Raw genomic sequence first — 21,798 nt, forward strand, 5'->3', positions numbered from 1 at the left:
AAAATACTCTGTTAATGAGAGTCCTGCTTTTAAGAAGTGCTTTTCTTACTGCTGCCCGTATGTGCCGAATTTTTCCACTGCTTCCGCCAGCTGTTCCTTGTTCAATAAAACAGGGGTGCCAATACAGCGCGCACGGTAATTTAATTTTGCGATAAATTCAATATCTTTAGCGATTTCAAAAGCCTGAGACAACGTACTGCCAATCGTCAAAACACCATGATTTCCTAACAAAATTCCTTTATCTTTACCAATTTTGTTATAGGCTTCTTCGGCTAATTCATAGCTGCCAAAGGTGCAATACTCACAACAACGAACCTTTTCTCCAATCGAGCCGATGATGTAATGCAGCGGTTCAATTTCCTGCTGCAAACAAGCAAAAGTGGTGGCATATTCAGAATGCGTGTGAACCACACTATTAACATCTGGACGATTGCGGTAAAAAATAGCATGCAAGTCGTATTCACTCGAAGGCTTGCGGTCGCCCTCAACGATAGTCCCTTCTAAATCCATCACGACAATATCTTCCATTTTGGTATCAAAGTAGGGAATGCCGCTAGGGCTGATCAGCATAACACCTTCCTCTCTTAAAAAGAGACTGATGTTGCCGCCAGTACCTGACGTTAACCCTTCAGTAATCAGCTTCTTGCCGTATTCAACAATCGCTTCCCGTTCTTTTAAATAATTCATTTTTTCTCATCCTTAATAAAATGTATTTTCTGGGTTCACTTTCATGTAGCTGGCTAAATCATAAGGCGAAAAGATGCCGCGATCGGTAACAATTCCACCAATTAATTCTGGCGGCGTCACATCAAAGGAAGGATAAATCGCTATAACACCAGGCAAAGTATGCTTGATACCATTCATTTCCAGTACCTGCTCCGGGTTCCGCATTTCGATTTTAATGCTTTCGCGCGTCTTTTTATCCGCATCAGGAATCCCCGTCACAAAATAGGGAATCCCAAAGCGATTAGCCAACAGCGCAATCTGATACGTCCCCACTTTATTGGCTATGTAACCGTCTTGAGCAATCGTATCAGCTGCAGAAGTATAAATATCAATTTTTTCATGGGTCATAAGATAGGCAATCATATTGTCAGAAACAACAGTCGTTTCAAAGCCCATTTCAGCACAACAGCTGGCAGTTAGGCGCGCCCCTTGTAAATAAGGTCGCGTTTCAGCACAGAAAAAACGCAGCTGTTTGCCCTGCTGCTTAGCTTCCCGTAATAGAGTTCCGATAATTGTTTCACCAAAGCATTGGGTGAGTACCGTACCCTCGTCAGGAATTTTGTCGATTAAATATTTTGCTACCTTGCTCATAGTAAAATACCGACGATTTAGAGAATCAATCGTATTTTGCTTGATAGACTCAGTAGGGTCATGCCCAATAGTTAGGGCTGCTTCCGCTACCCGTAAACATTTTTCCGTGATTAATCGCATGCGATTCGCAGTAGTCGGACGAGCTGTTGCAATGGTTTCGGAGGCTTCCTGCAAATAAGCAATTTGTTCCTCAGGAGCTAAGTCCTTACTTTGATTACTAGCTAAAGCCATGCCCATTCCCGCAGCTGTATACGGTCCGGCACTTTGCGTTACCATATCGGTAATCGCCTGAGCTACCTCCTGATAAGTGGTACATTCCACAAATTCTACGCGAGTTGGGTAGATGCGGCGGTCCAAAATTCGGACCTTGCCTGCTTCATACCAAGCCACGTTCTCGTATTGCAATAACGTAGGCATCTCTGTATCTTGTCGTTCCATTTGACTTATCGCTCCTTTAATTCGTTCACATGTTTGATTAATTGCTGGCCGCTGGTGATCTTCCGGCGATCAATAATCAATTGAATCCCAATTTTGATCAATAAGCGCTCAATTTTCAGCTGGGCTTCTGTCTGTGTTAGCAGGCTCAATTCTTTTACCTTTGAGTCACCAACCACTCGCCGGATAATTTCAGTTCCAGCGTAGCCTAAAGCATCGGCAAAAATGGCATCCAGCATACTTTGTTCAAACGCTTCATTGCGGTACAAGGAACAATGAACCTGCTGATCATAAATCGCTTCGAATTTTGCTCTGGTTTTGTCATAAACTTCTTGAATAGCCGACTGGCTCCATTGATCAAAAGCCTTGTTGGACTGTTTTTTTAACATATTTTCGACCATTGGAAAATACAAATGAGCCAACACATTGCCGATATCATAGCCAATCGGACCATAAAATGCAAACTCAGGATCAATGACCTTTAATCCCGTCTGATTAATAAAGATAGAGCCGGTATGCAAATCCCCGTGGATCAAAGCCTGAGCATTGTTCATGAAATTGTTCCTCAGCCAAGCTACCTCGGATTGCAGCGGAGCATTTTGATACAAGTTTTCCGCCACGAATTCCTGATTACCAGGGGTGATGATATTTCGCTGCTTATAGTTATTATACGGCTCGGTAAAGACCAAATCCTCACTAATGTCCGACATCTCACTATTAATAAAATCCCGTACCTTTTGCTTTTTTACATCCCGCGCTAAAATCAGGTCAGTCGTCGGCAATAGGGTCTCTGCTAGATAATCAGATATCTCTTCGCTGAAATGAGGAAAAACCTGCTGATCAATCAGCTGATAGCGCATATTGTGGTACGTGGAAATATCTTCCATAATTAAAGCATACATTTGTGGATCAAAATGGTAAACCTTTGGCACATAATCTGGCGCCAACTCATTTTGCCAAAGCAAAATTTCTGCTTCAATCCGGCTGCGATCAATTGATAGCGGCCGGCCAGAAGAGCGCAGCAGCTTGTCTGCCTGTTTAATAACCACACTTTCCCCAGTTCTCTGATTCATAATTCGAAAGACATAATTAATATTTCCGTCACCAATTTCAGCCACGCTCAGCTCTTCAATTGAAGGAAACAGCTGTAGTTCATTGACTACATAATCAGCAATTGCTGCTTGATCCATCAAAAAGTGTTTTTGATAACGAGGATTTTTTGCAAGCCGTACTTGCATGAATTCCGCCTACTTTCTTTGAATTGCAACCTTCGCTTCAACGATTGCTTAGTATTTTTCAACTAATTTTTGATAAAAACTAGCGACACTTTCTGCCGTTCGAATTAGATTAGCTTCAGTATCTGCTAAAGCTGCTGACAATTCCTCTGGCTGATGCAAAATAGGAAACGCCGCTGTGATCCCAGCCGCTGCAGTATTGGTCAATCCTTTGTCCACACTTCCACACAGAGCAATCACCGGAATTTCCTTTGGTACTCGCTGAGCAATTCCTACCGGCGCTTTACCAGAAAGACTTTGTTGATCCATACGACCCTCACCAACGATAACTAAATCAGCGTCCTTTACGGTCTCTTCAAAATCCATCAAATCCAAAACATAACCGATCCCTGATACAATCTGGCCTTGAGCAAAAGCTACCACGCCAGCAGCGATACCACCGCCAGCACCAGCCCCTGACAACGCCAAGACTTCTGGTGCTGCCAATTGATAAAAGCTCTGCAAGGCTTCATCGGTTACTTTTATTTCTTCTTCCCGCAATCCTTTTTGGGGACCAAAAACAGCAGCCGCCCCCTGTTCACCGCAAAGAGGATTCTTTACATCATTAATAATTTTGACCGTTGCCTGATTTAGCTCAGAAAAAACACCCTCGTCGTCAATTTTGGCAACCTTAGCCAAATTTTCGCCAATTGGCAATAGCTCTTTGCCCTCTTCATCTAAGAAACGATAGCCTAGTCCAGCAGCAAAGCCAATCCCGCCATCAACATTGGCACTTCCCCCCACACCAATCCCAATCTCTGTAAAGTTCTGCTGCACTAGATAAACCAATAGTTCTCCTAACCCGTTCGTCTGTAAACGTAAAGGGAACCGCTGCTCAGCAGGTATTTGAGGCAGACCAACCAAATCAGCCATTTCAAAAAAGGCTTGCTGTCCCTTAAAACCATAGCGCATCACAATTTTATCGCCAAATGGCCCCGTCACTTCAATCTCAGCAGTCTTTAGATTCAAGCTGCTGATTAGAGCATCCAAGGTACCTTCTCCACCATCACCAACAGGTAACGTAAGATATTCTGCCTCTGACCATACTCTGGTCAACCCTTTTTGAACAGCAGCTGCAACCTCTGGTGCCGATAGACTCCCTTTAAAAGAGTCAGGCATGATTAATACCTTCATTTTGCACTTTCCTCCTCATAAAAAATACCTTCTTGGTTCAAGTCTTACATTTCTTAAACAAAAATGCAAAGCTTTTCCAAGAAGGTATTTTTTTAAGGTGTGGAGCAAGTATCCGTTTTCGCGAATCCTCAGCCAATCGTCTCAAAGCTGAGGGAGCTTGCAACACTTTTTACTGAATACTAATGTTCGTTCCGACTTGAATCGTCGGCATTTCTTTTGCTTCTACATAAAGGGTGCCTGGTAATTCTGCTTCCGTTGACCCATCAAAACGCAGGGTAATGTGGCCTAAATCATCTAGGTTTTTCTTCACAACATCCCCAACAGCAGTGATTTGGTACGCCTGGTCATCAAACGAAAAAGTCATACCCGGAAGAATCTCATCGGTTGAAGCCTTTAGCTCTATATTGTAGCAGTAATCTGCCAGCGTATCTGGTGCTTCATCGCCGAAAAATATCAACATGTTTTCGGCTTGGAACATTTCAGCTTCCGGTCCAATATTAGTCACTTGCGTCTCAAAAATCATTTTATCATCTCTCCCAACAACTACTTTTACCTACTAGTTTAACTGTACATACCAAAACTTGCCAGCCAAGCTACAACAACCCGCGGTACACCATTTAAGAAACGAGAATACAAGACAGAGGGTACACCAACTTCAACTGTTTCCGCTTCAGCTTCCTCTAAACCTAAACCAACCGGAATAAAGTCAGCCGCATTTTGGGTATTGATCGCAAACAAGGCTGGTAACGCTAATTGCGGAGGAATGTTTCCTTTCCCAATTTCTACCCCGATCAAGGTTCCTAAAATCTGACTGATAACTGCTCCTGGTCCTAACAATGGTGACAGGAATGGCAGTGAACAGATAAAACCGATAATGATCAGACCAATTACATTGCCTGCCAAGGGCTTCATCATGTTGGCAAAAACCGTTCCGATTCCGGAGCCTTGGATAATCCCAATCAACAAGGATACAAAAGCCATAAAAGGAATGACCGTGTTGATCATCGTTTGAACGCCCTCACGAGCAGACTGGTTAAAGGTAGCTACAACTTTTCCGGCACCCATCCCAATTTTAGCAATAAAACTTTGCTGCTCCGCCCGTTGTTCGGTAATCTTTTTATCAGTAGAATACTTGTATTTCTTTTCTTCTTTTGGTGCTTCTTTTGGTGCTTCTGTCGGTGCAGCGGCTGCTTCACCTTCGTCTGCCAGCATAATTTGATCTACACCAACTGCTGAAACATAAATTTCTTCTGTAATGTATTGTGCCAAAGGACCACTTTTGCCAGTTGGAACAATATTTACTGTAGGAATGTTTTTCTTAGGATAAATCCCGCAGCGCAAGGTTCCGCCGCAATCGATAATTGCTAAAGCAATTTCTTCATCAGGAATAGAGGTTTTAAAGCCATTGACTGGTTCCATTCCGGTTAATTCTGCAATTTTATCAACAATCGCCGGTTTTTCACCGCCGCCAGTTACGTAAATAAACTTGTGTTTTTCTTCTGTCGGAGTAATGACTAATGGTCCGCCAAACCCACCGTTGCCTTTAACAATCTTAATACTTTTGTAAGTCATCATTTTTCCTCCTCTACTCTACTGTCCGAACGTCTTTACTCAATTCAACACCTTGCTGCTTACAAACAAAGGCTGTCGTAAAGTCTGTTACCCAACCACCGATAAAGTTCATGACAATCCCTACCAGCATGTAACGAATGGCCAGTTCCATTGAATTTAGACCGAGTGCTGTAATTCCTTGAGCGATCCCCATCCAAACAAACAGCTCACCTGGATTAATATGAGGAAATACGCCGTTACTAGTGTGGCAGAACTGTGCTTGAGAAGCATAATAGCTTGGTTTATAGTACTCCGGCAAGAAACGCGCCATGGTAAAGGACATCGGATTTCCCAGCATGAAGGCTGACAAAAACGGTAAAATTAAGTAACGGGTCAACGGATTTTTAGAAGAAGCTTGCGCTACTTTCGTTACTCGCTCCTCCCCTAAAAAGGCAATCAAGGTATTCATTGCCACCATCAAAAGTAATACAACTGGAACAATTCCTGTCATCCAGCTGATAAATGTTTCAGCACCTGTTTGAAAAAGACCCATAAAGCCTTCTGCGAATTTAATTAGAAAATCCATTTTTAGACACTCCCTTTAGTAAATTTTGTTTGAATTGATTGTTTTAGCATTGATAATTGCAGCCCCACATTCATAGCCGGTGAGACTGGCTGACTTTCTTGATAATTGCCTTTTTCCACTTCCAAATAAACTTTTTGCGCATTCAATACCGCTTGACGGGTCAATTTATTTTCCTTCAATAAAACAGGATGATCTTCAGCCAGCTCGTGGATATCCAGTCCAACAAATTGCATCTTGGGCTTGAATCGCGCTAGGATCGAAGTTCCCTGCATCATTTCTGACTCACCAATTTTTCCCGCAGCATCTACCGCAAACAGAATAAGTGTTCCTGAAGCAATCTTTCCAGGTCTTCTACCGATAGCCACCTTGCCTTTTCGGCGCATCCGACCATATACGGTATTGAAATTTTTTATTTGTTTTAAGCCTAAAAACGTCTGAATAATGTAAGCAACAAGAGCAATAGCACCTAGAAAAAAGATATTCATCTTAGACTTCTCCTTTCGTTAATAACTGCGTGTATTCTTCCTTAGAAGTAACTTCCTTCACCTTTTTGCGCAGGTTCGGACTGGAAGAAATGGTAAAAATGGTGTCGTAAAAACTTAACAGCTCATCCTCAGCCTCCATCGTCAAATTGACTGGAATGGCGACTAAAAAGACTAATTCAATTTCTTCAATGGATGGTTTCTCAGGATACGAACCAATAAAAGCAATAATCTGATCACTTTGATTATTAATTCCATGAGGGAAAGCAATCCCATTTTCAATGACTGCTGATTCCTCCTGCGATTTCTGCAGGATGTATTCTTTAAAGGATGCATCAATCCAGCGTTCCAGCTCAAGCTGATTTAGCATTGTCAACAGATTCTCTTCATAAGATTTCTGACTATCTAATGCTGCAAAGCTGAAGTGAACATTTTCGAATGAAGCTGCCTTTGAAGCCATGATTCGTTTCCACTCGCCTAAAAGCCAATTGTCATTAAAAAGATCCGTCAGCTTAATTAATGTCGTCGGAACTTTAGTTTCCTTCAACGGGATCGTTGTAAATATAGCAAAATAACGATTTAGATCTTTGGTTTGATATTCTTCCTCAGAATAATGAGCAATACGAATATTAGGGCCCAATACATTGCCTAGCTGACGCTTCAGCATTAAAGCCGTTCCCTTTCCGGTATTGCAGACAATCGCAATCTCTTTAAAATTCCCGCTAGTATCTGCCTTCAAGGCCAATTCAAAATAAATTGCCAGATAGGAAATTTCTGCCGTACGCTGCGGCTTGTGTAAAAAGTCTGCCAACGAACGAATTCCGATATCCGCTAGCTCATAAGCAAAAGCATGCTTATTTCGAAAATCATGACCGAATATATCATAGGCCTGAACACGAAAAATAATTCGGTTCACTAAAAACATAAAATGAGCCCGCAAATTTCTGAATAGCTCGTCTTCGTCAATTGTGATAATTACTGCTTCATGAATAGCTGCCATCATCGTCTGAAACAGTTGTCGAACAATCGGATTTTCTGCTATTTGTTCATCTACCACATTGTTGTTGAAAATAGTTAACGGAAAACACAGAAAATCAAATTCAAACTGACTCAATGTGACACTGTAGCTTTCCTCAATCGTCACCCGCAACTCTTCAACCTGCACATCTTCCGCAAAATAGTTTACGTAATACGGAACCGCTGCCGGCAACGTTCTCCCCTCTTGAATCCGATCCAAGGTTAAACCAATTACTTTTTGCCACAAGCCAGCAGTCCGAAAATCCAGTTTTTTGGTTATGGCTATTTCTTCGATTAGTAATAAAATCGTTTCACTTAAGCTGGTATATTCCAAGTAGTCATAGGCATGGTACAAATACAGCATCCGTAAATTCTCTTCCTGCCCTTGCAGCAGCAAACCCTTATTTGGGGTTCCAATCAGCGAAACATCAAATTCCTGCAGCAGCTGTTTCAAATTCCGCAGGTCCTTATTTACTGTTGACCGACTAACCCCCAATAATTCAGACAGATCATCAATTACCACGTAATCCCGTCGTTTCATAAAACAGTCAATCAATACGGCCATGCGTTTACTGCTGGAATTGAAATCCATCTGCTGCTTCAAGCTGCCATTCATGACTGCCTCAAATTGCTTTGAATCAATCACCTTTAACTGATAAACGCCAGAGGCTTCGACTATTTTAGCCACATGCTCCATCTGTTCATTTAGCAGTTGAATGGTCTTTTTGACTGTTTGTGAAGTTGTATCGGTAATCAGCTCCAACTCTTCCAGAGTCAGCCGATCCTGAGTAATAAAATGCTGCAATACTTGATACCAACGATTCACCAACGCCATCTTATTACCCCGCTTTCACCTTAACCTCTTGTTTTACCACCTGCGACATTGGTTGTAACACCAGTGATATAACTTGCCCGATCCGATAGGTAGTAGCACACTAAATCTGCTACTTCACTTAATTTGCCGCTTCTGCCTAAAGGAATGGTAGTGGTTTTACTATAGTTTTGGCGTAAATCATCAACTGTAATTCCGCGAGTGTAAGCTAGGGCAGTTTCATACTCGATCGTTCGTAAGCCCGTTTCCTCCATGATTCCTGGAGCAATTCCGACAACCCGAATCCCTTGCTTTCCTAGTTCCTTCGCCCAAGAACGGGTATAGCTGTTAACAGCTGCCTTGGTTGCTGCATAGGCACTCTGTCCTTCAGAACCTTCCAGCCCACTTTCAGAAGACATATTGATGATGACACCTTGTTTCTTTCCTACCATTATTCTAGCAACTGCTTGACTCATTAAGAAGAGGCCTTTTTGATTAATTGCAAAAATCTTATCGAAAACACCATCAGACAATTCAAACTCACCATGCGGTTGTTTACTATCCACCAATAATCTTGGAACATTGATTCCTGCATTGTTCACCAATCCGTCAATCGTTCCAAATTCTGCCACTACTTTCGCTACATTTGCTTCCACCTGTTCTCTCGATGAAATGTCAGTGGCGAAAAAGCGAAGATTCTCATGCTGCTGTCTGCCTTCTCTTAAGTCAAAGTTGGCAACCTGTACCCCAACCTCCAACAATTCTGCCACGATACTTGCGCCGATTCCTGACGAACCACCAGTCACAATTACTTTTTTTCCTGCAATGTTTAACCAATCTGTCATAGCCCGTTCCTCCTATTTCTAATACACCCAAAGTATAAAACCCTTTGATCACAAAATTAATACGGTCTTTTTTTGTGATGGATAAAAAAACGTGAACTAATTCGTGAATTTGTGAAAAAAGAGTGGGGAGGTCAAAGAAACACCTCTTAATATTTATTGACATCAAGAGGTGTTTTTCACTAGATTATTGATTTTGATGGGGAATACTTAGTTCAGAATTGCCTGTTTGCAGGTAATGGTTCAGCTCCTGCTGCAATAAATCGGGGGAACGTTCGATGGCATCAATCGTGTCTCCTGCTATGTGAGAGGTGATAATTAGATTGTCTAAGCTTAACAATGGATCGTTGGGGAAAATCGGTTCCTCCCATACAACATCAACTCCGGCACCTGCAATTTTCTTCGTTGCCAAAATATCATAAAAGTCCTGCTTGTTCAAAATATCTGGTCGAGCGGTATTGATCAAATAAGCGCTAGGCTTCATTAACTGCAGGAGCTGCTGATCGATCAGGTTTATCGTCTCTGGTACCACTCGCAAATGTAAGGACACGATATCGGCTTGACGGAAAACTGTTTTGATATCCGTCAGCTGAAGATTGTATCCAGTAGCTTGCAGCTTTTGTTGATCAGCGAAGGCATCGTAAGCAATCACTGGAATACCTAAGCCATTAAGCTTCTTTACTACCCGCTTGCCAATGTGGCCCAATCCAATCAGTCCAACTGTTAAATTAGACAGCGAGGTTTTGTAGGGATCATTGGGAAAATGTTGCGGCCAGTTACCATTTTGAACTTCTTTGAAGGAACGGGCGATATTTCGCACCACACTGTACATCAATCCAATCGTAAAATCCGCCACTGGCTCAGCATTACGAATGACGTGAATCAGCTGTACGTCGGGATGCTTTCCCCATTCAATCAGATCAATGTGTTCCAATCCACCACGACAGGTCCCGATTAATTGTAAATTGTCGGCTGCCTGCAGCATCACTTGAGAAACTGGCGCAATATGAACCAGCAGAATCTCTGCCGTTTTCATCGCATCTACCAATCCTTCCGGCAATGGAAATTCATTGGGACCTTCATGTTCAATTTGTTTAACAATCTGACGAAATGCTTCTCGGGAATATTCAGGATACCAGTCAAAAGCACTGATTTCGCTGGGCCGCTGGAGGTCTAACTTTTGAGCAACCCTTACTAAGCTTTCCGCTGGTACAAAGGGATCCCCTACCACTACAATTTTAGTCATGCTCCTTTTCCTCCAACACACCCGCCTTTGGTACAACTTGAAAGGCCTCGGCCAAATCCCATAATTGCTGATCCGTGATTTTTTGCAGCACTGGTTGATTAGTCGAGCTGATTTTCAAATAGATCCCAGCTGCTTTTTCGGCTGTTTCAATTAACCCAAAAGCATCATCCATCGATTGACCAGCACTCATAATGCCATGATGGGGCCACACTACAATACGGCAATCTACCATTTTTGCAGCCGAAGCCTCTCCTAGTTCATTGGTTCCTGCTACCATCCACGGCAAAACAGCGACTCCATCCGGGAAAACTACCAGACATTCCGTAATCATTTGCCACAAGGTTTTAGTAAATGCTCGATCCTCTAAAGGATGGACAAAGGTCATCGCTGAAATAGCCGAGGCATGGGTATGTAAAATGACTCGGTGCTGCGAATCTTGAGCTAGGCGAACCTGATGGCATTTCAAATGAGAAGCCAGTTCACTTGTCGGCACATCGCCGTTTTCCAGCCCCCACAATAATTCATAGCTATCACCATTTTCTGAAATACGGATCAAAGCCAAACTATCCGCTGAATTATGCTGTACATTTTTAAAATACTTGCCTGACCCCGAAACTAAGAAGATTTCTCCAGCTAGTTCAGGAATCTGAAAAGACAACGGCGTAACCGGAAATTTTCGCTCCAAAGACAAGTAATAGCGGACCTCCTCAGCAGGTATCCGATAGCTGATATTTCCACCATTACGCTCAGCCCAGCCATAACGCCACAGCTGATTGGTGGCTTCGCACATTTCTTGAATAAAAGGCGCTGTTAAGATATTGTGAATTTTCACTTTTTCTACCTCCTATAAAACCAATAGCAGCAGACGACTAACGATAATAAAGGCAAAGCCTAAAACCCCGTGAATAATGTAGGTCTTGTTTTTGACAATGTCTCCATTGCTACCGATAATAATTTTCTTAGCACCATCAAAAAAGATTTTGATAAAAAAAGCGAAGCCAATCAACGTAAACAGTTCACTTAACATGTGTAGCCCTCCTATTCATTAAAAATCTTAAAAGACGAATAACCAACTCCTTGAGCTGGTTACTCGCAGTTGCTTACTGACCGTAATAAGCATTCGCACCGTGTTTGCGTAAATAATGCTTATCTAAAACTCGTTGCGGCAAATTCTCCGCATAGGTATTCAATTGACGAGTAAACAAATTCAGCTTACATACCTCATCCAAAACTACCGCATTCATTACCGCACTGCTGGCATCTTTGCCCCAAGTAAACGGACCATGTCCATGCAGCAAAACGCCGGGAATCTCCATTGGTTGAATGCCTCTCTGACTGAAGGTTTCGACAATCACATTGCCGGTTTCATGCTCATAGCCCTCATCTATTTCCTCTTGAGTTAGCAAACGGGTACAAGGAACTGAACCATAAAAGGTATCTGCATGCGTGGTGCCCATCGCGGGACAATCCAATCCAGATTGCGCCCAAATTGTTGCCCAAGTAGAATGGGTATGCACAATTCCACCAATTTCAGGGAAAGCTTTGTACAATACAGCATGTGTTGGGGTGTCTGATGAAGGGTTCAGTTTTCCTTCAATTACATTGTTCTCTAAATCTACTACTACCATGTCGTCAGCCGTCATGTTTTCGTAACTAACACCACTTGGTTTAATTACAAAATATTCGGTTTCTTTATCAAACGCACTGACATTGCCCCAAGTATATTTAATCAACCCGTGTTTGGGCAGCTCTAAATTTGCTTGAAAAACTTCTTCTTTTAATTGCTCTAACATAATCGATACTCCTTTTTATTCCGGATGAACAGCTACCACAATCTTGTTGTAGTTTAATTCTCGTTTGAACATCTTCGGTAATACTTCCGGCAGCTCTTTTAAAGAGATTTCATGTGAAATCATTTCTTTGAATTTGATACGTCCTTTAGACATTTCATCCAAGGTGGCTTCCCAAGCTCGACCAGGATAAGGGGCCGTATAAGAATTCCATGATCCAGTAACTGTCAGCTCAGCCCGCATAATTCGCTCTGCTTCTACCTCTGACAACGGCAAATCCTGATGAGAAATGCCCACAAAGACAATCCGACCATGTTTGCGGGTAATCAGCAATGACTGTTTTTGCGTGAACTTGCTGCCGGCAGTCTCAATCACTACGTCAACACCTAGTCCAGTTAGTTCTTTGATGACTTGCTCTAAATCAATCGATTTACTGTTGATTGTAATATCTGCACCCAATTCTTTGGCCAAAGTTAATTTGTCATCAAAAATATCCACAGCAATCACGGTTTTCGCACCAAATATTTTAGCAATTTGAATAGCAAACTGGCCGATCGGTCCACAACCTAAAACAGCTACAATGTCTCCTACCTCAATCTGTGCACGACGCAAAGCATGCCAGCTGATTGTCGCCGGCTCCACACCAGCTGCTGAAAGTAAATCTAATTCCTCAGGCATGACTACTGCATGATCTTCAGGCACCGCTACGTATTCGCTGAAAGCTCCATTACTCCCAGTACCAATTATGTTATAATTATCACTAAGCCCATAATTTCCTTCTTTTGTATATTCAGAATTAGGATCTGGGATTAATGGTGCAACGGCTACCTTATCGCCGATCTTGATTTTTGTTACGTTTGATCCCACTTTATCAACCGTACCGCTAAATTCATGACCTAAAATGATTGGGTATATTCTTGCACCGTTTTCTAAGTTTGCGCGGGGCACATCTGACCCACAGATTCCCGCGTAAGCTACTTTAATTAAGACTTCATTCTCGCTAATGGCTGGAACTCCCACTTTTTTATATTCCAAAATTCCTGGTGCCACTAAAACACTTGCCTCCATTTGCTTTGCCATGCTTTCATCTCCTATGCTACTTTTGTTTCACCTGAAGGTTGTTCCCCATTATTTTTTGCTGCTGCCCGTTCAAGGTAATCGTAAAAAGCTTCCTTATTTTTACGGAACAAGAAGTAAACAACAAAGTATGCCACAATGGTTAAACCAATGAAGATTGGATTTTGACTTAAGAACGCTAAGAAAATCAAGCCAAAAATCGGTTTTCCTAAAATATTGAAGCTGGTTACCATCAATGCACCCGCTGGTAAAGTAACTCCAACTGTCTGAGCAATTTCTGTAAACATTGGTGCTGTATAGGTACACATGTACAAACCTAAGCTGAACCAAATAGCACCATTCAATAAGGTTTTTGCAATATTTCCGTTAGTTAAACAAACTAACGCCTGAACCATGTACGGAATTGCTAATAAATCAACTACTGGCAAGGTTTGATTGCCTGGTAAAATCATCGCCAAGGCTACCATAATTGGGATTAAAATAATTCCAGAAATCAAGGTCGCTGGTTCCCCATAACCAGTTGCATCATTCACTCCAAGGTACCATTCACGTTCCTTATTGTTACCGCGAACATTTTTGCTGGCAGCCTGTGAAATTGGGTTAAAGGCTTGCGCAAAGATTCCCGCTACTTTCGGAAAAATTGCCATTACTGCACTTGTAGCAATTCCTACCTGTGTAATTTGGCCCCAAGATTCTAAACTGCCTAATTGGCTGAAATTTCCTAAAATTCCTAAGAATAACCCTAAAAACAAACCTAACGAAATGGGTTCTCCCAAAAAACCAAGTTTCTTTTGCAGCCCTTGCGGATTCATTCGTACCTTGTGTAAACCAATCATATTCCAAACCGGGTCCATGATTAAGGCGAAAATACCTGGTTCAATATTGTGCATTGCAATGATGGTGCAATTAGGATAGTTATAATAGGTTGACCATCTTCGCGCCAGCATTTCTGATAGAAGCAGGCTATACATATTTAGTAAACACATCAAACCAACAGCTAAAATCATGTTGCGAGTGGCCAGATAAACCATTGAGCCCCAAACCATGTAAGAATAGTTATTCCATAAATCCGATGGTTGGAATACGTTGGTCCATTTCACCAAGAATAAAACGGTTTGTAAGACCAAAGCAATCACTAAGTAAATCATGCCCGCTTCTGTTGAATAAGCGACTAATGCGGTTGCTTGCCAGCCGACATCAAAGGCAGGTAAATTAATTCCCGTCTGATCCACCATTTGCTGAACAACTTCTGAAATAATCGGTGTATATGAGTTCAAAATCAATGTAAAGCCCATCAATCCGACACCAGCGTATAAACCAGACAGGAAGGCTTTTTGTGTTTTAACCTTCAAAACCTTTGCAACAACAAAAATCATGACTGGTACAAATACCGCCGAACCAAACGTATCAAACACATTTTTTAACGTTTCTAACATCTCACTACTCCTTTACGCGTTTTTATTTTTTTCCAACTCTGCCAGAACTCCTGCTACTTCCTCCAAAAATTCATCAACAAAGCCAGTTAAAAATCCCATGGCATTCACTATTGGCACTCCATAATCTCCTTCTGGCAATGGACTGGTATAGGTGATAAAATCAAACATTCCTCCTTGAGCTAATTGCAGCGCTTCAGTTGGCCGTGCTTCCATTGTTGTAATGAAATATCCCATTTCTTCTGACGATTCCCGCAGCTTCTCTGCAACCATTGACGAAGTAACTGTACCTGATCCACACACCGATAAGACTTTGTAGTGCTTCATTTTTGTCTCCCCCTATGCCTGTTACTGCTTATCTAGCTCTGCTAAAACACCGTCAATTTCTTCTAGAAATTCTTCATCGCCAAAGCCAGTTAGAAAACCAATCGCATTAACCACGGGGACACCATATTCTCCTTCTGGTAATGGGCTAGTGTAGGTAATAAAATCAAAGGTTCCGCCTTGAGCCAGCTGCAATGCTTCGGTTGGTCGTGCTTCAGTTGTCGTGATACGATAACCTTTCTCTTCTAACGCTTCTCTTAATTTTTCTGCCACCATTGATGATGTGACTGTGCCTGATCCGCAAACGGATAATACATTGTACTGTTTCATTATTTTTCCTCCTGTCTGTTTTAAACGACTTCTAATTCTAATTTTGATAAAATACGATACATTTCTTCACATGAGTTGGATTGCTCCAATTGTTTCAGGGTCTCCACGTCTTGGAAAAGACCCATTAGCTTGCTAAGCATTTTTACCTGACCATCAGGATCTTCCACTGCCATCAGGATCACCAACGATACTTCCACTTCCTTGGTTGGATCGATCATAGAGCAGACATATATCGGTTTCTTCAAGGTTGCAATCGCCAATACTGATTGATTCACATGCTCTCGATCCGTATGAGGAATGGCAATTCCATAATTCCCCATGCTTAATCCCGTAGGAAATTCTTTTTCCCTCTCAACGACTGCGGGTACATAACTAGCCTTTACATATCCCAGCTCCTCCATTCTCCCCCCAAGAAAACGAACCAGTGTTTCGTAATCATCAGGGACCAGTTTATAAAATAAAAGTTCTTTTTTTAGCACGCTATCTCCTCCTTACTTGTCTTGCTAATGAAAAGATAGCACGGAAACGGTTTCTTTTGAATTTGTTTTGGAATTACTTTTTACTCAACAAATTCAGCATTACTTGTATGAATTGCTGAAAACGTTGATTTAACAAAGATTATTCTAGTAAAAAATAGGAAAGCTCCTCTAATTTTTTGTTCTCAGAGGAGGCTTTCCTATTTTTTTACAGCGGAAACAACAGCCAAAATTTCTGCTTTATTGTCAGCGGCTGCCAATTTTTCTAGCATTTTTTTATCACTGGCTATCTTCAAAAGCTCCATCATTGGCTGAATATGCTGCTTTCTATCAACTGCTGAGATAACCACTACATAATAGAAACACTGATCCTCACTTTGAAAACCCTGCTTGACCTTGGTAAAGCACATACCTAAGCTTTTCGTACCGTTTTCTGGAACAGTATGAGGAATAACGATACTATTTCCCAGTAAAATATTCGGCGCAACTACCGGAAACTGCTCCCGTAAACTCGTTAAGTAGCGAGGCTCCACAATATCACGATCAATTAGGTTTTGGGTCGTTTTCTGTAAGACACTTTCCCAGCTTTCCTCGCCATCTAGCAAAACGATACTTTCCGATGTTATAACATCACTAAGGTGTAGTTTGTTCTGGTTTGTCAGCACTTCCTGATCCTGAATTTGGAAGATTGAGTTGTAGGATATCAGCAGCTCTTTACGAATTCGTTCTTCAATTTCCGGCGACAGCTCAACATACTTCTTAACAATTGCCAAGGTATAATCCGGTTGCAGCTTGTAGCTGTCAATTTTGTAAATCAACTGAATCACTTCGTTGACGATCAAATTCTTATTCATAGTCGATAAGTCATTCCCCACCACAATCACCGGCAATTCTGTTGTCAATGGTGTCGTGGAAAAGATCAACTGAACATCCAATTCATTCTCTTGTTGGTAGAATTCTCGAATTGAGCAAGCTGGTAGAAAACGGATCATAGGAAACCAATTATCCAACGTATTCTCCAAAAGCTTCGAACTGATAATACCATTCGGACAAACAACCATCGCATTAACCGTTGTTTTACTTTCGTTAATCGGCTTTTCCTTTTGCATGTAAGCTCCCACAAACATGGTGATTAAATAAACCTCATCGTTAGGAATCCGTTCTTGGAAAAATTCCTCTAATGGTGCGATTGAAGTTTTCACCATAAAAAATAAAGGATCCAACTGAGTCTTCACAAAATCTGTTATCGTATAGTCACTAGTCAAACCATATTTAATCCGATAATAGGCCGGTGCCAGATGCAACGCTAGATTTTCAATCAATTGTGCTTTATCATTTAGCTGAATTACAATATTTTTTTCCAACAATTCGATAAAATCTGTTATATGGCTGCGCAACGCATCCGTGTTTAACGAAAACATATTGCTTAAATCAGTAACCTTTAAAGAAAGAATAAATAGACACAAATACAAGTGCTCACTGTAACTTTTTGGCAATTCATAGCGCCCAGCCAGTACCTTTACGATGGCTGCATACTCCTTAGTATCCATTACCTCTCTAGCAATGGATCCAAAGCGCTGATCCAATAAGTGTCCATTTCGCACACGCTTTGTCAGCAAATTCAAAAAATACGGCGCGGTCTGAATCCGGTTGTCCGTATAATGTACCTGCAGTTCCGATTCAATCATACGGATCAACTTGCGTTTTTCTTCAATTTCCTGTTCCGAAATCAGCAAATACTTATGGAAAATCACCGTATTGTAAATTGACTCCATCACCTTATCTGTGATAGAGAGAATCACACCGCGAATAATTTCTTCATTTCCCTTAAAATAATATCCTTTTTTACGAGAATACTCGATCGTAATTCGGTGCTTACCTAAAAATTCCTTCAGCTTCTTAATATCTGAAACAATCGTATTTTTGCTGACCTCCAATGTGTCGGAAAAATGATACAACGATAAATAATCTGACGAAAAAACCAGCAGTAAAATCACTAACAGTCGATATTCTTCATCTAAAAAACTGCTTTCCGTTGCCTTTAAGCGGCTCTCACTATTCGCTAGACCAGAAAAATCATCCACCACTTTAGCATCAACCACAAAATGGCCTTTGCGGGAACGAATAATCGGTTCATAGGTATTGTCCTTCAAAAACTCATTGATTTTCTTAATCGAATAATCCAATTGATTCCGAGTTAACTTATTTTTCTCCATCAGCTCTTTGGACGTAATCTGTACACTGGAAGAAATCAGCTGCAGCAGCTGTACATTGCGATTATCTAATTCCATTTAAACTCACCTGCCTAAGTCATTTTCCAACTAGTCTAACCTTAAATCCAATTTTAGTAAACGGTATCATTCAATTTAATCACCGATCAGCTGATTGATTTTACACTCATTTTCACAAAAAAAGATGACCCAAAACACCCGGCGGCATTTTGAATCATCTTCTTATTTTACTTAAAACTCATCCGGATTGGACTCGATCATAACCTTGATCTCATTGCCCTCCATGACTTTATCAAAGGCGGTACGCCATTCTTCCAACGGATATTTTTTAGTAATCATTTCATCGATATGGATAGCTCCTTTGGCTAACAGATGAATCGCAATCGGCCAGTCGTAAGGATTTTGTGAGCGGCTGCCCACATACTCAATTTCTCGTTGAATAATTGTTTCTAAATCCAGTTCATTCATTTTATCTCTGAATAGACCGACTTGAACGAAAATTCCTTGCTTGCGCATCAGCGGTAAACTGGCATTAACAGCCGGCAAGGCTCCTGAAGCATCATAAACCTTATCAACACCATAGCCATCAGTGACTTCCTCAACAACCTCGGCTAGATTTTCTTTCATTGTATCGACAACGACATCAGCCCCCATTTTTTTTGCCAGCTCAAGTCGATGCGCATCTTTGGTAATCCCCGTCATGATGACGAAGGCACCGATATCTTTAGCGATTTGCAACAGGAATAAACCGATTGGGCCAGGGCCCATAATGATAATTTTATCCTGCAATTCCAAACGGCTTTTTTGATACATGGCATGGACGCAGCAAGCTAGCGGTTCACTCATAGCCGCCCCCTCATAACTCAATTCATCCGGCAGTAAATGAATGCTTTCTTCTCTAGCTAAAACATAATTAGCCATGCTGCCATTTTGCTGCGTACCGATCCCTTTACGGTGGGGACACAGATTGTATTGTTTTTCCTTACAATAGTCGCATTCGTTGCAGACAGTAAAAGTCGTTTCACTGGTTACGCGATCTCCCACTTTTACCTTTTTTACTTGATTACCCACTGCAACGACTTGTCCGGAAAATTCATGTCCCAAGACAACTGGAGTTGTTGGATTTTTGTATTCACCTTTAAAGGTATGGATATCTGATCCACAAATGCCGGTGTACGCAACTTTGATCAATACCTTGTCAGCAGTTGCTTCTGGTATTTCTAAGTCGATAAATGCCATTTGATCGTAACCAGGTGCCTGCTTTGAGACACCTTTCATCATTTTATTCATTACTATAAAACCCTCCTACATGATTGAGTTGACTAACTGTGCCAATTTTAAGAAAATCCAGTTCAAGATATTTCCGCCGGTATCCAAATTACTGATTTGAGCAGCACCTTCTGGGAATTCAACAATCCCTTCGGCCATCGTCGTTAAGGTTGGGGCAAAGTCAGTCGCCATCAATAGCGCAAGTGCAATTACGACAGTTAGAGATAAAACCGAGTGCAAAATGTTCCCTTTACGACTAGGTACAACCAAGGCCGCAAAGAAAGGAATCGTTGCCAAGTCACCAAACGGTAATACGCGGTTTCCTGGCAAAATAACCGCTAAGAACAACGTGATTGGCACCATCAACAGTCCTGTTGATAATGCAGCTGGAGAGCCTGTTGCTAAAGCCGCATCCATTCCTAAGTAAATTTCCCGATCGCCATAACGACTTTGCAACATTTTTTGAGCACTTTCTTGAATTGGAATTAATCCTTCCATCAAGATTTTCACCATCCGCGGCATCAGGAACATCACACCACCCATGGTCATCCCAATTTGAAGAATCCCAGCAATATCATAACCACCCAGCAAACCTAAAAATACCCCGATAATAATTCCCATAATCATTGGTTCGCCGAAAATACCAAAACGTTTTTGAATTGTTTCTGGCTTAACATCTAATTTGTTGATTCCTGGAATACGATCAATCAGCCATCCGATGGGAATCGCCAAAACTGCATAGCCCTGAGCTGATCCGGTTGGTAAGCTGACACCTTCTAATCCGTAGTATTCTTGCATTTTTGGTGCAGTCTTATCAGCAATAATTTGCACAAATACGGTATAAATAATGCCGCAGATGATGCCAAAAAGAAAATTATTTGTTACAATGTAACCGGTTGCTGCAGCCGCACTCATGTGCCAATAGTTCCAAATATCGATATTCAGTGTCTTTGTCCAGTTCATTGCTAACATGATCAGGTTCACTATCAAAATAATTGGAATCATCACAGCTGCGATTGGTTGCGCCCAAGTACCAGCTGCGACTGTTGGCCAGCCTGCGTCGATGATTGTTAAGTTTAGCCCAAACCGTTCAACCATTGCCTGTGCTGCAGGACCAACACTTGTTGTTAATAAATTAATGACTAAGTTAATCCCAATCATCCCAATACCAACCGTAAGACCTGAAATAATGGCTTTTTTCAGTGGAACTCGAAAGACAATCCCCACAATAAACATGATAATCGGCAGCACAACACTTGAACCCATGTTCAAAATACTTTGTACAACGTTTGTTAAGCTATCCATTCAATTAAATCCTCCTTAAATATATTAAGGAATAATTCTTCAGTAAAAATCATTCCTATTTACCTTCAGCTATTACCCTATTAATCTAATGAATTCACAGCTTCCAAAATTTCATTCTCAACTTTTTCCGTGTTAATGCCAGTTAAGAAGGCCATCGCTTTGATCGCTGGAATCTTGTATTCCGTTGGCAGCATCGTTGTTGAGATCAAAATATCCGCTTCATCCTGTTTTGCTGATGCTTCCGCGATTTTAATTTGCATAATTTCTACCGGGATCTGATTGCGGGCAAACAAGTCCTCTACCTTTTTCATAACTACTGTTGATGTTGCAATTCCTGCTCCACATGCGACTAATACTTTTACTTTTCTTTTCATTGTATTTTCCCCTATCCTATAAATTATTTTTTTGAATGACTTCCAATAGTGATACTTCGTTTGACGCCAATAACATTTCTGACAACAGGGTTTCATTTTGTAAGAGCCCCATTAACGACTGCAGCATTTCCAATTGTGCATGAGGCTGATTCAGTCCTAAGACAAACACAATATCCGCCTTTACCTGCACCTCTTTATCCTCCATGCTGTTAAAAACAACCGGACGTTCATTGGTTACTACTGCCACAAACTCCTTCAAGACACATTCCGAATCCGTATGAGGGATCGCTGCACCTAGATTTTGCAGCTGAATACCTGTTGGAAAGGTCTCCTCTCTTTCTTTAATCCGTGACAGAAAGTCTTCTCGAACCCACCCTAGATTAAGTGCTCGCTGAGAAACCTGTTCCAACAGTTCATCCCGCGAATCGTAAACTTCCTGTACAAAAATCAGGGGTGTTTTCAAATACCCGCTTAGTTTGGTTTCCGCCGTCATT

General features: G+C 41.5%; 24 protein-coding genes. All 24 read right to left on the reverse strand.

Going from position 1 to position 21,798, the window contains the following annotated elements; genetic code table 11:
* Positions 1–45: 45 nt before the first annotated feature.
* The 24 genes from IGI46_RS03830 to IGI46_RS03945 all read right to left on the reverse strand — a co-directional run bounded on the left by IGI46_RS03830 (position 46) and on the right by IGI46_RS03945 (position 21,797).
* Positions 46–687: an L-fuculose-phosphate aldolase gene (locus IGI46_RS03830; protein ID WP_429972942.1), complete on the reverse strand. Its 642-nt coding sequence runs from the start codon at positions 685–687 to the stop codon at positions 46–48.
* Positions 688–699: 12 nt separating this feature from the next.
* Positions 700–1,755, reverse strand: a complete 1,056-nt coding sequence (locus IGI46_RS03835; protein WP_207703931.1) for an S-methyl-5-thioribose-1-phosphate isomerase — start codon at positions 1,753–1,755, stop codon at positions 700–702.
* A gap of 5 nt (positions 1,756–1,760) precedes the next feature.
* Positions 1,761–2,990, reverse strand: coding sequence for an S-methyl-5-thioribose kinase (gene mtnK, locus IGI46_RS03840; RefSeq protein WP_429972943.1), 1,230 nt, complete (start codon positions 2,988–2,990; stop codon positions 1,761–1,763).
* A 48-nt stretch (positions 2,991–3,038) separates the two neighbouring features.
* Positions 3,039–4,160 (reverse strand): glycerate kinase family protein, encoded by a 1,122-nt coding sequence (locus IGI46_RS03845; protein WP_429972944.1) that lies wholly within the window; start codon positions 4,158–4,160, stop codon positions 3,039–3,041.
* 169 nt (positions 4,161–4,329) lie between these two features.
* Positions 4,330–4,683 carry a PTS glucitol/sorbitol transporter subunit IIA gene (locus IGI46_RS03850; RefSeq protein WP_207703928.1) on the reverse strand — a complete coding sequence of 118 codons (354 nt, stop codon included), beginning with the start codon at positions 4,681–4,683 and terminating at the stop codon, positions 4,330–4,332.
* 38 nt (positions 4,684–4,721) lie between these two features.
* Complete coding sequence (srlE, locus tag IGI46_RS03855) at positions 4,722–5,732, reverse strand: PTS glucitol/sorbitol transporter subunit IIB (protein WP_429972945.1); 1,011 nt, start codon at positions 5,730–5,732, stop codon at positions 4,722–4,724.
* A gap of 13 nt (positions 5,733–5,745) precedes the next feature.
* On the reverse strand, positions 5,746–6,297 hold the full coding sequence (gene srlA / locus IGI46_RS03860; protein ID WP_207703926.1) for a PTS glucitol/sorbitol transporter subunit IIC: 552 nt from the start codon (positions 6,295–6,297) through the stop codon (positions 5,746–5,748).
* A gap of 2 nt (positions 6,298–6,299) precedes the next feature.
* Positions 6,300–6,782 carry a transcriptional regulator GutM gene (locus IGI46_RS03865; RefSeq protein ID WP_207703925.1) on the reverse strand — a complete coding sequence of 161 codons (483 nt, stop codon included), beginning with the start codon at positions 6,780–6,782 and terminating at the stop codon, positions 6,300–6,302.
* Position 6,783: 1 nt separating this feature from the next.
* Positions 6,784–8,631, reverse strand: coding sequence for a BglG family transcription antiterminator (locus IGI46_RS03870; protein WP_429972946.1), 1,848 nt, complete (start codon positions 8,629–8,631; stop codon positions 6,784–6,786).
* Between the two features lie 20 nt (positions 8,632–8,651).
* Positions 8,652–9,452, reverse strand: coding sequence for an SDR family oxidoreductase (locus IGI46_RS03875; protein ID WP_429972947.1), 801 nt, complete (start codon positions 9,450–9,452; stop codon positions 8,652–8,654).
* A gap of 184 nt (positions 9,453–9,636) precedes the next feature.
* Entirely contained in the window at positions 9,637–10,695 is a 1,059-nt protein-coding gene (locus tag IGI46_RS03880; RefSeq protein ID WP_429962174.1) for an NAD(P)-dependent oxidoreductase, read from the reverse strand.
* Positions 10,688–11,527 (reverse strand): rhamnulose-1-phosphate aldolase, encoded by an 840-nt coding sequence (gene rhaD, locus IGI46_RS03885; RefSeq protein WP_429972948.1) that lies wholly within the window; start codon positions 11,525–11,527, stop codon positions 10,688–10,690. Before rhaD ends, IGI46_RS03880 begins: the two co-directional genes overlap by 8 nt.
* A 12-nt stretch (positions 11,528–11,539) precedes the next feature.
* Entirely contained in the window at positions 11,540–11,722 is a 183-nt protein-coding gene (locus tag IGI46_RS03890) for a hypothetical protein (protein ID WP_429962176.1), read from the reverse strand.
* Positions 11,723–11,795: 73 nt separating this feature from the next.
* The gene (locus IGI46_RS03895; RefSeq protein ID WP_429972949.1) at positions 11,796–12,488 is read right to left on the reverse strand and encodes an L-ribulose-5-phosphate 4-epimerase; all 693 of its coding nucleotides are present in this window, start codon (positions 12,486–12,488) and stop codon (positions 11,796–11,798) included.
* 15 nt (positions 12,489–12,503) lie between these two features.
* Positions 12,504–13,565 (reverse strand): galactitol-1-phosphate 5-dehydrogenase, encoded by a 1,062-nt coding sequence (locus tag IGI46_RS03900; RefSeq protein ID WP_429972950.1) that lies wholly within the window; start codon positions 13,563–13,565, stop codon positions 12,504–12,506.
* An 11-nt stretch (positions 13,566–13,576) separates the two neighbouring features.
* Positions 13,577–14,998, reverse strand: a complete 1,422-nt coding sequence (locus IGI46_RS03905) for a PTS galactitol transporter subunit IIC (protein WP_429962179.1) — start codon at positions 14,996–14,998, stop codon at positions 13,577–13,579.
* 12 nt (positions 14,999–15,010) lie between these two features.
* Positions 15,011–15,322: a PTS fructose transporter subunit IIB gene (locus tag IGI46_RS03910; RefSeq protein ID WP_429962180.1), complete on the reverse strand. Its 312-nt coding sequence runs from the start codon at positions 15,320–15,322 to the stop codon at positions 15,011–15,013.
* 21 nt (positions 15,323–15,343) lie between these two features.
* Positions 15,344–15,649 carry a PTS sugar transporter subunit IIB gene (locus IGI46_RS03915; RefSeq protein ID WP_207703916.1) on the reverse strand — a complete coding sequence of 102 codons (306 nt, stop codon included), beginning with the start codon at positions 15,647–15,649 and terminating at the stop codon, positions 15,344–15,346.
* A gap of 20 nt (positions 15,650–15,669) precedes the next feature.
* Positions 15,670–16,128: a PTS sugar transporter subunit IIA gene (locus tag IGI46_RS03920; RefSeq protein WP_429972951.1), complete on the reverse strand. Its 459-nt coding sequence runs from the start codon at positions 16,126–16,128 to the stop codon at positions 15,670–15,672.
* 197 nt (positions 16,129–16,325) lie between these two features.
* Positions 16,326–18,416: a PRD domain-containing protein gene (locus IGI46_RS03925; RefSeq protein ID WP_429972952.1), complete on the reverse strand. Its 2,091-nt coding sequence runs from the start codon at positions 18,414–18,416 to the stop codon at positions 16,326–16,328.
* 171 nt (positions 18,417–18,587) lie between these two features.
* Entirely contained in the window at positions 18,588–19,646 is a 1,059-nt protein-coding gene (locus IGI46_RS03930; protein ID WP_429962184.1) for a zinc-binding dehydrogenase, read from the reverse strand.
* Positions 19,647–19,661: 15 nt separating this feature from the next.
* Positions 19,662–20,930 (reverse strand): PTS galactitol transporter subunit IIC, encoded by a 1,269-nt coding sequence (locus tag IGI46_RS03935; RefSeq protein WP_429962185.1) that lies wholly within the window; start codon positions 20,928–20,930, stop codon positions 19,662–19,664.
* Positions 20,931–21,010: 80 nt separating this feature from the next.
* Positions 21,011–21,304 (reverse strand): PTS sugar transporter subunit IIB, encoded by a 294-nt coding sequence (locus IGI46_RS03940; RefSeq protein ID WP_207703911.1) that lies wholly within the window; start codon positions 21,302–21,304, stop codon positions 21,011–21,013.
* A gap of 16 nt (positions 21,305–21,320) precedes the next feature.
* Positions 21,321–21,797, reverse strand: a complete 477-nt coding sequence (locus tag IGI46_RS03945; protein ID WP_429962186.1) for a PTS sugar transporter subunit IIA — start codon at positions 21,795–21,797, stop codon at positions 21,321–21,323.
* Position 21,798 lies beyond the last annotated feature (1 nt).

This window comes from Enterococcus sp. AZ163, from assembly GCF_050498925.1.
Taxonomy (GTDB): Bacteria; Bacillota; Bacilli; order Lactobacillales; family Enterococcaceae; genus Enterococcus_A; species Enterococcus_A ferrettii.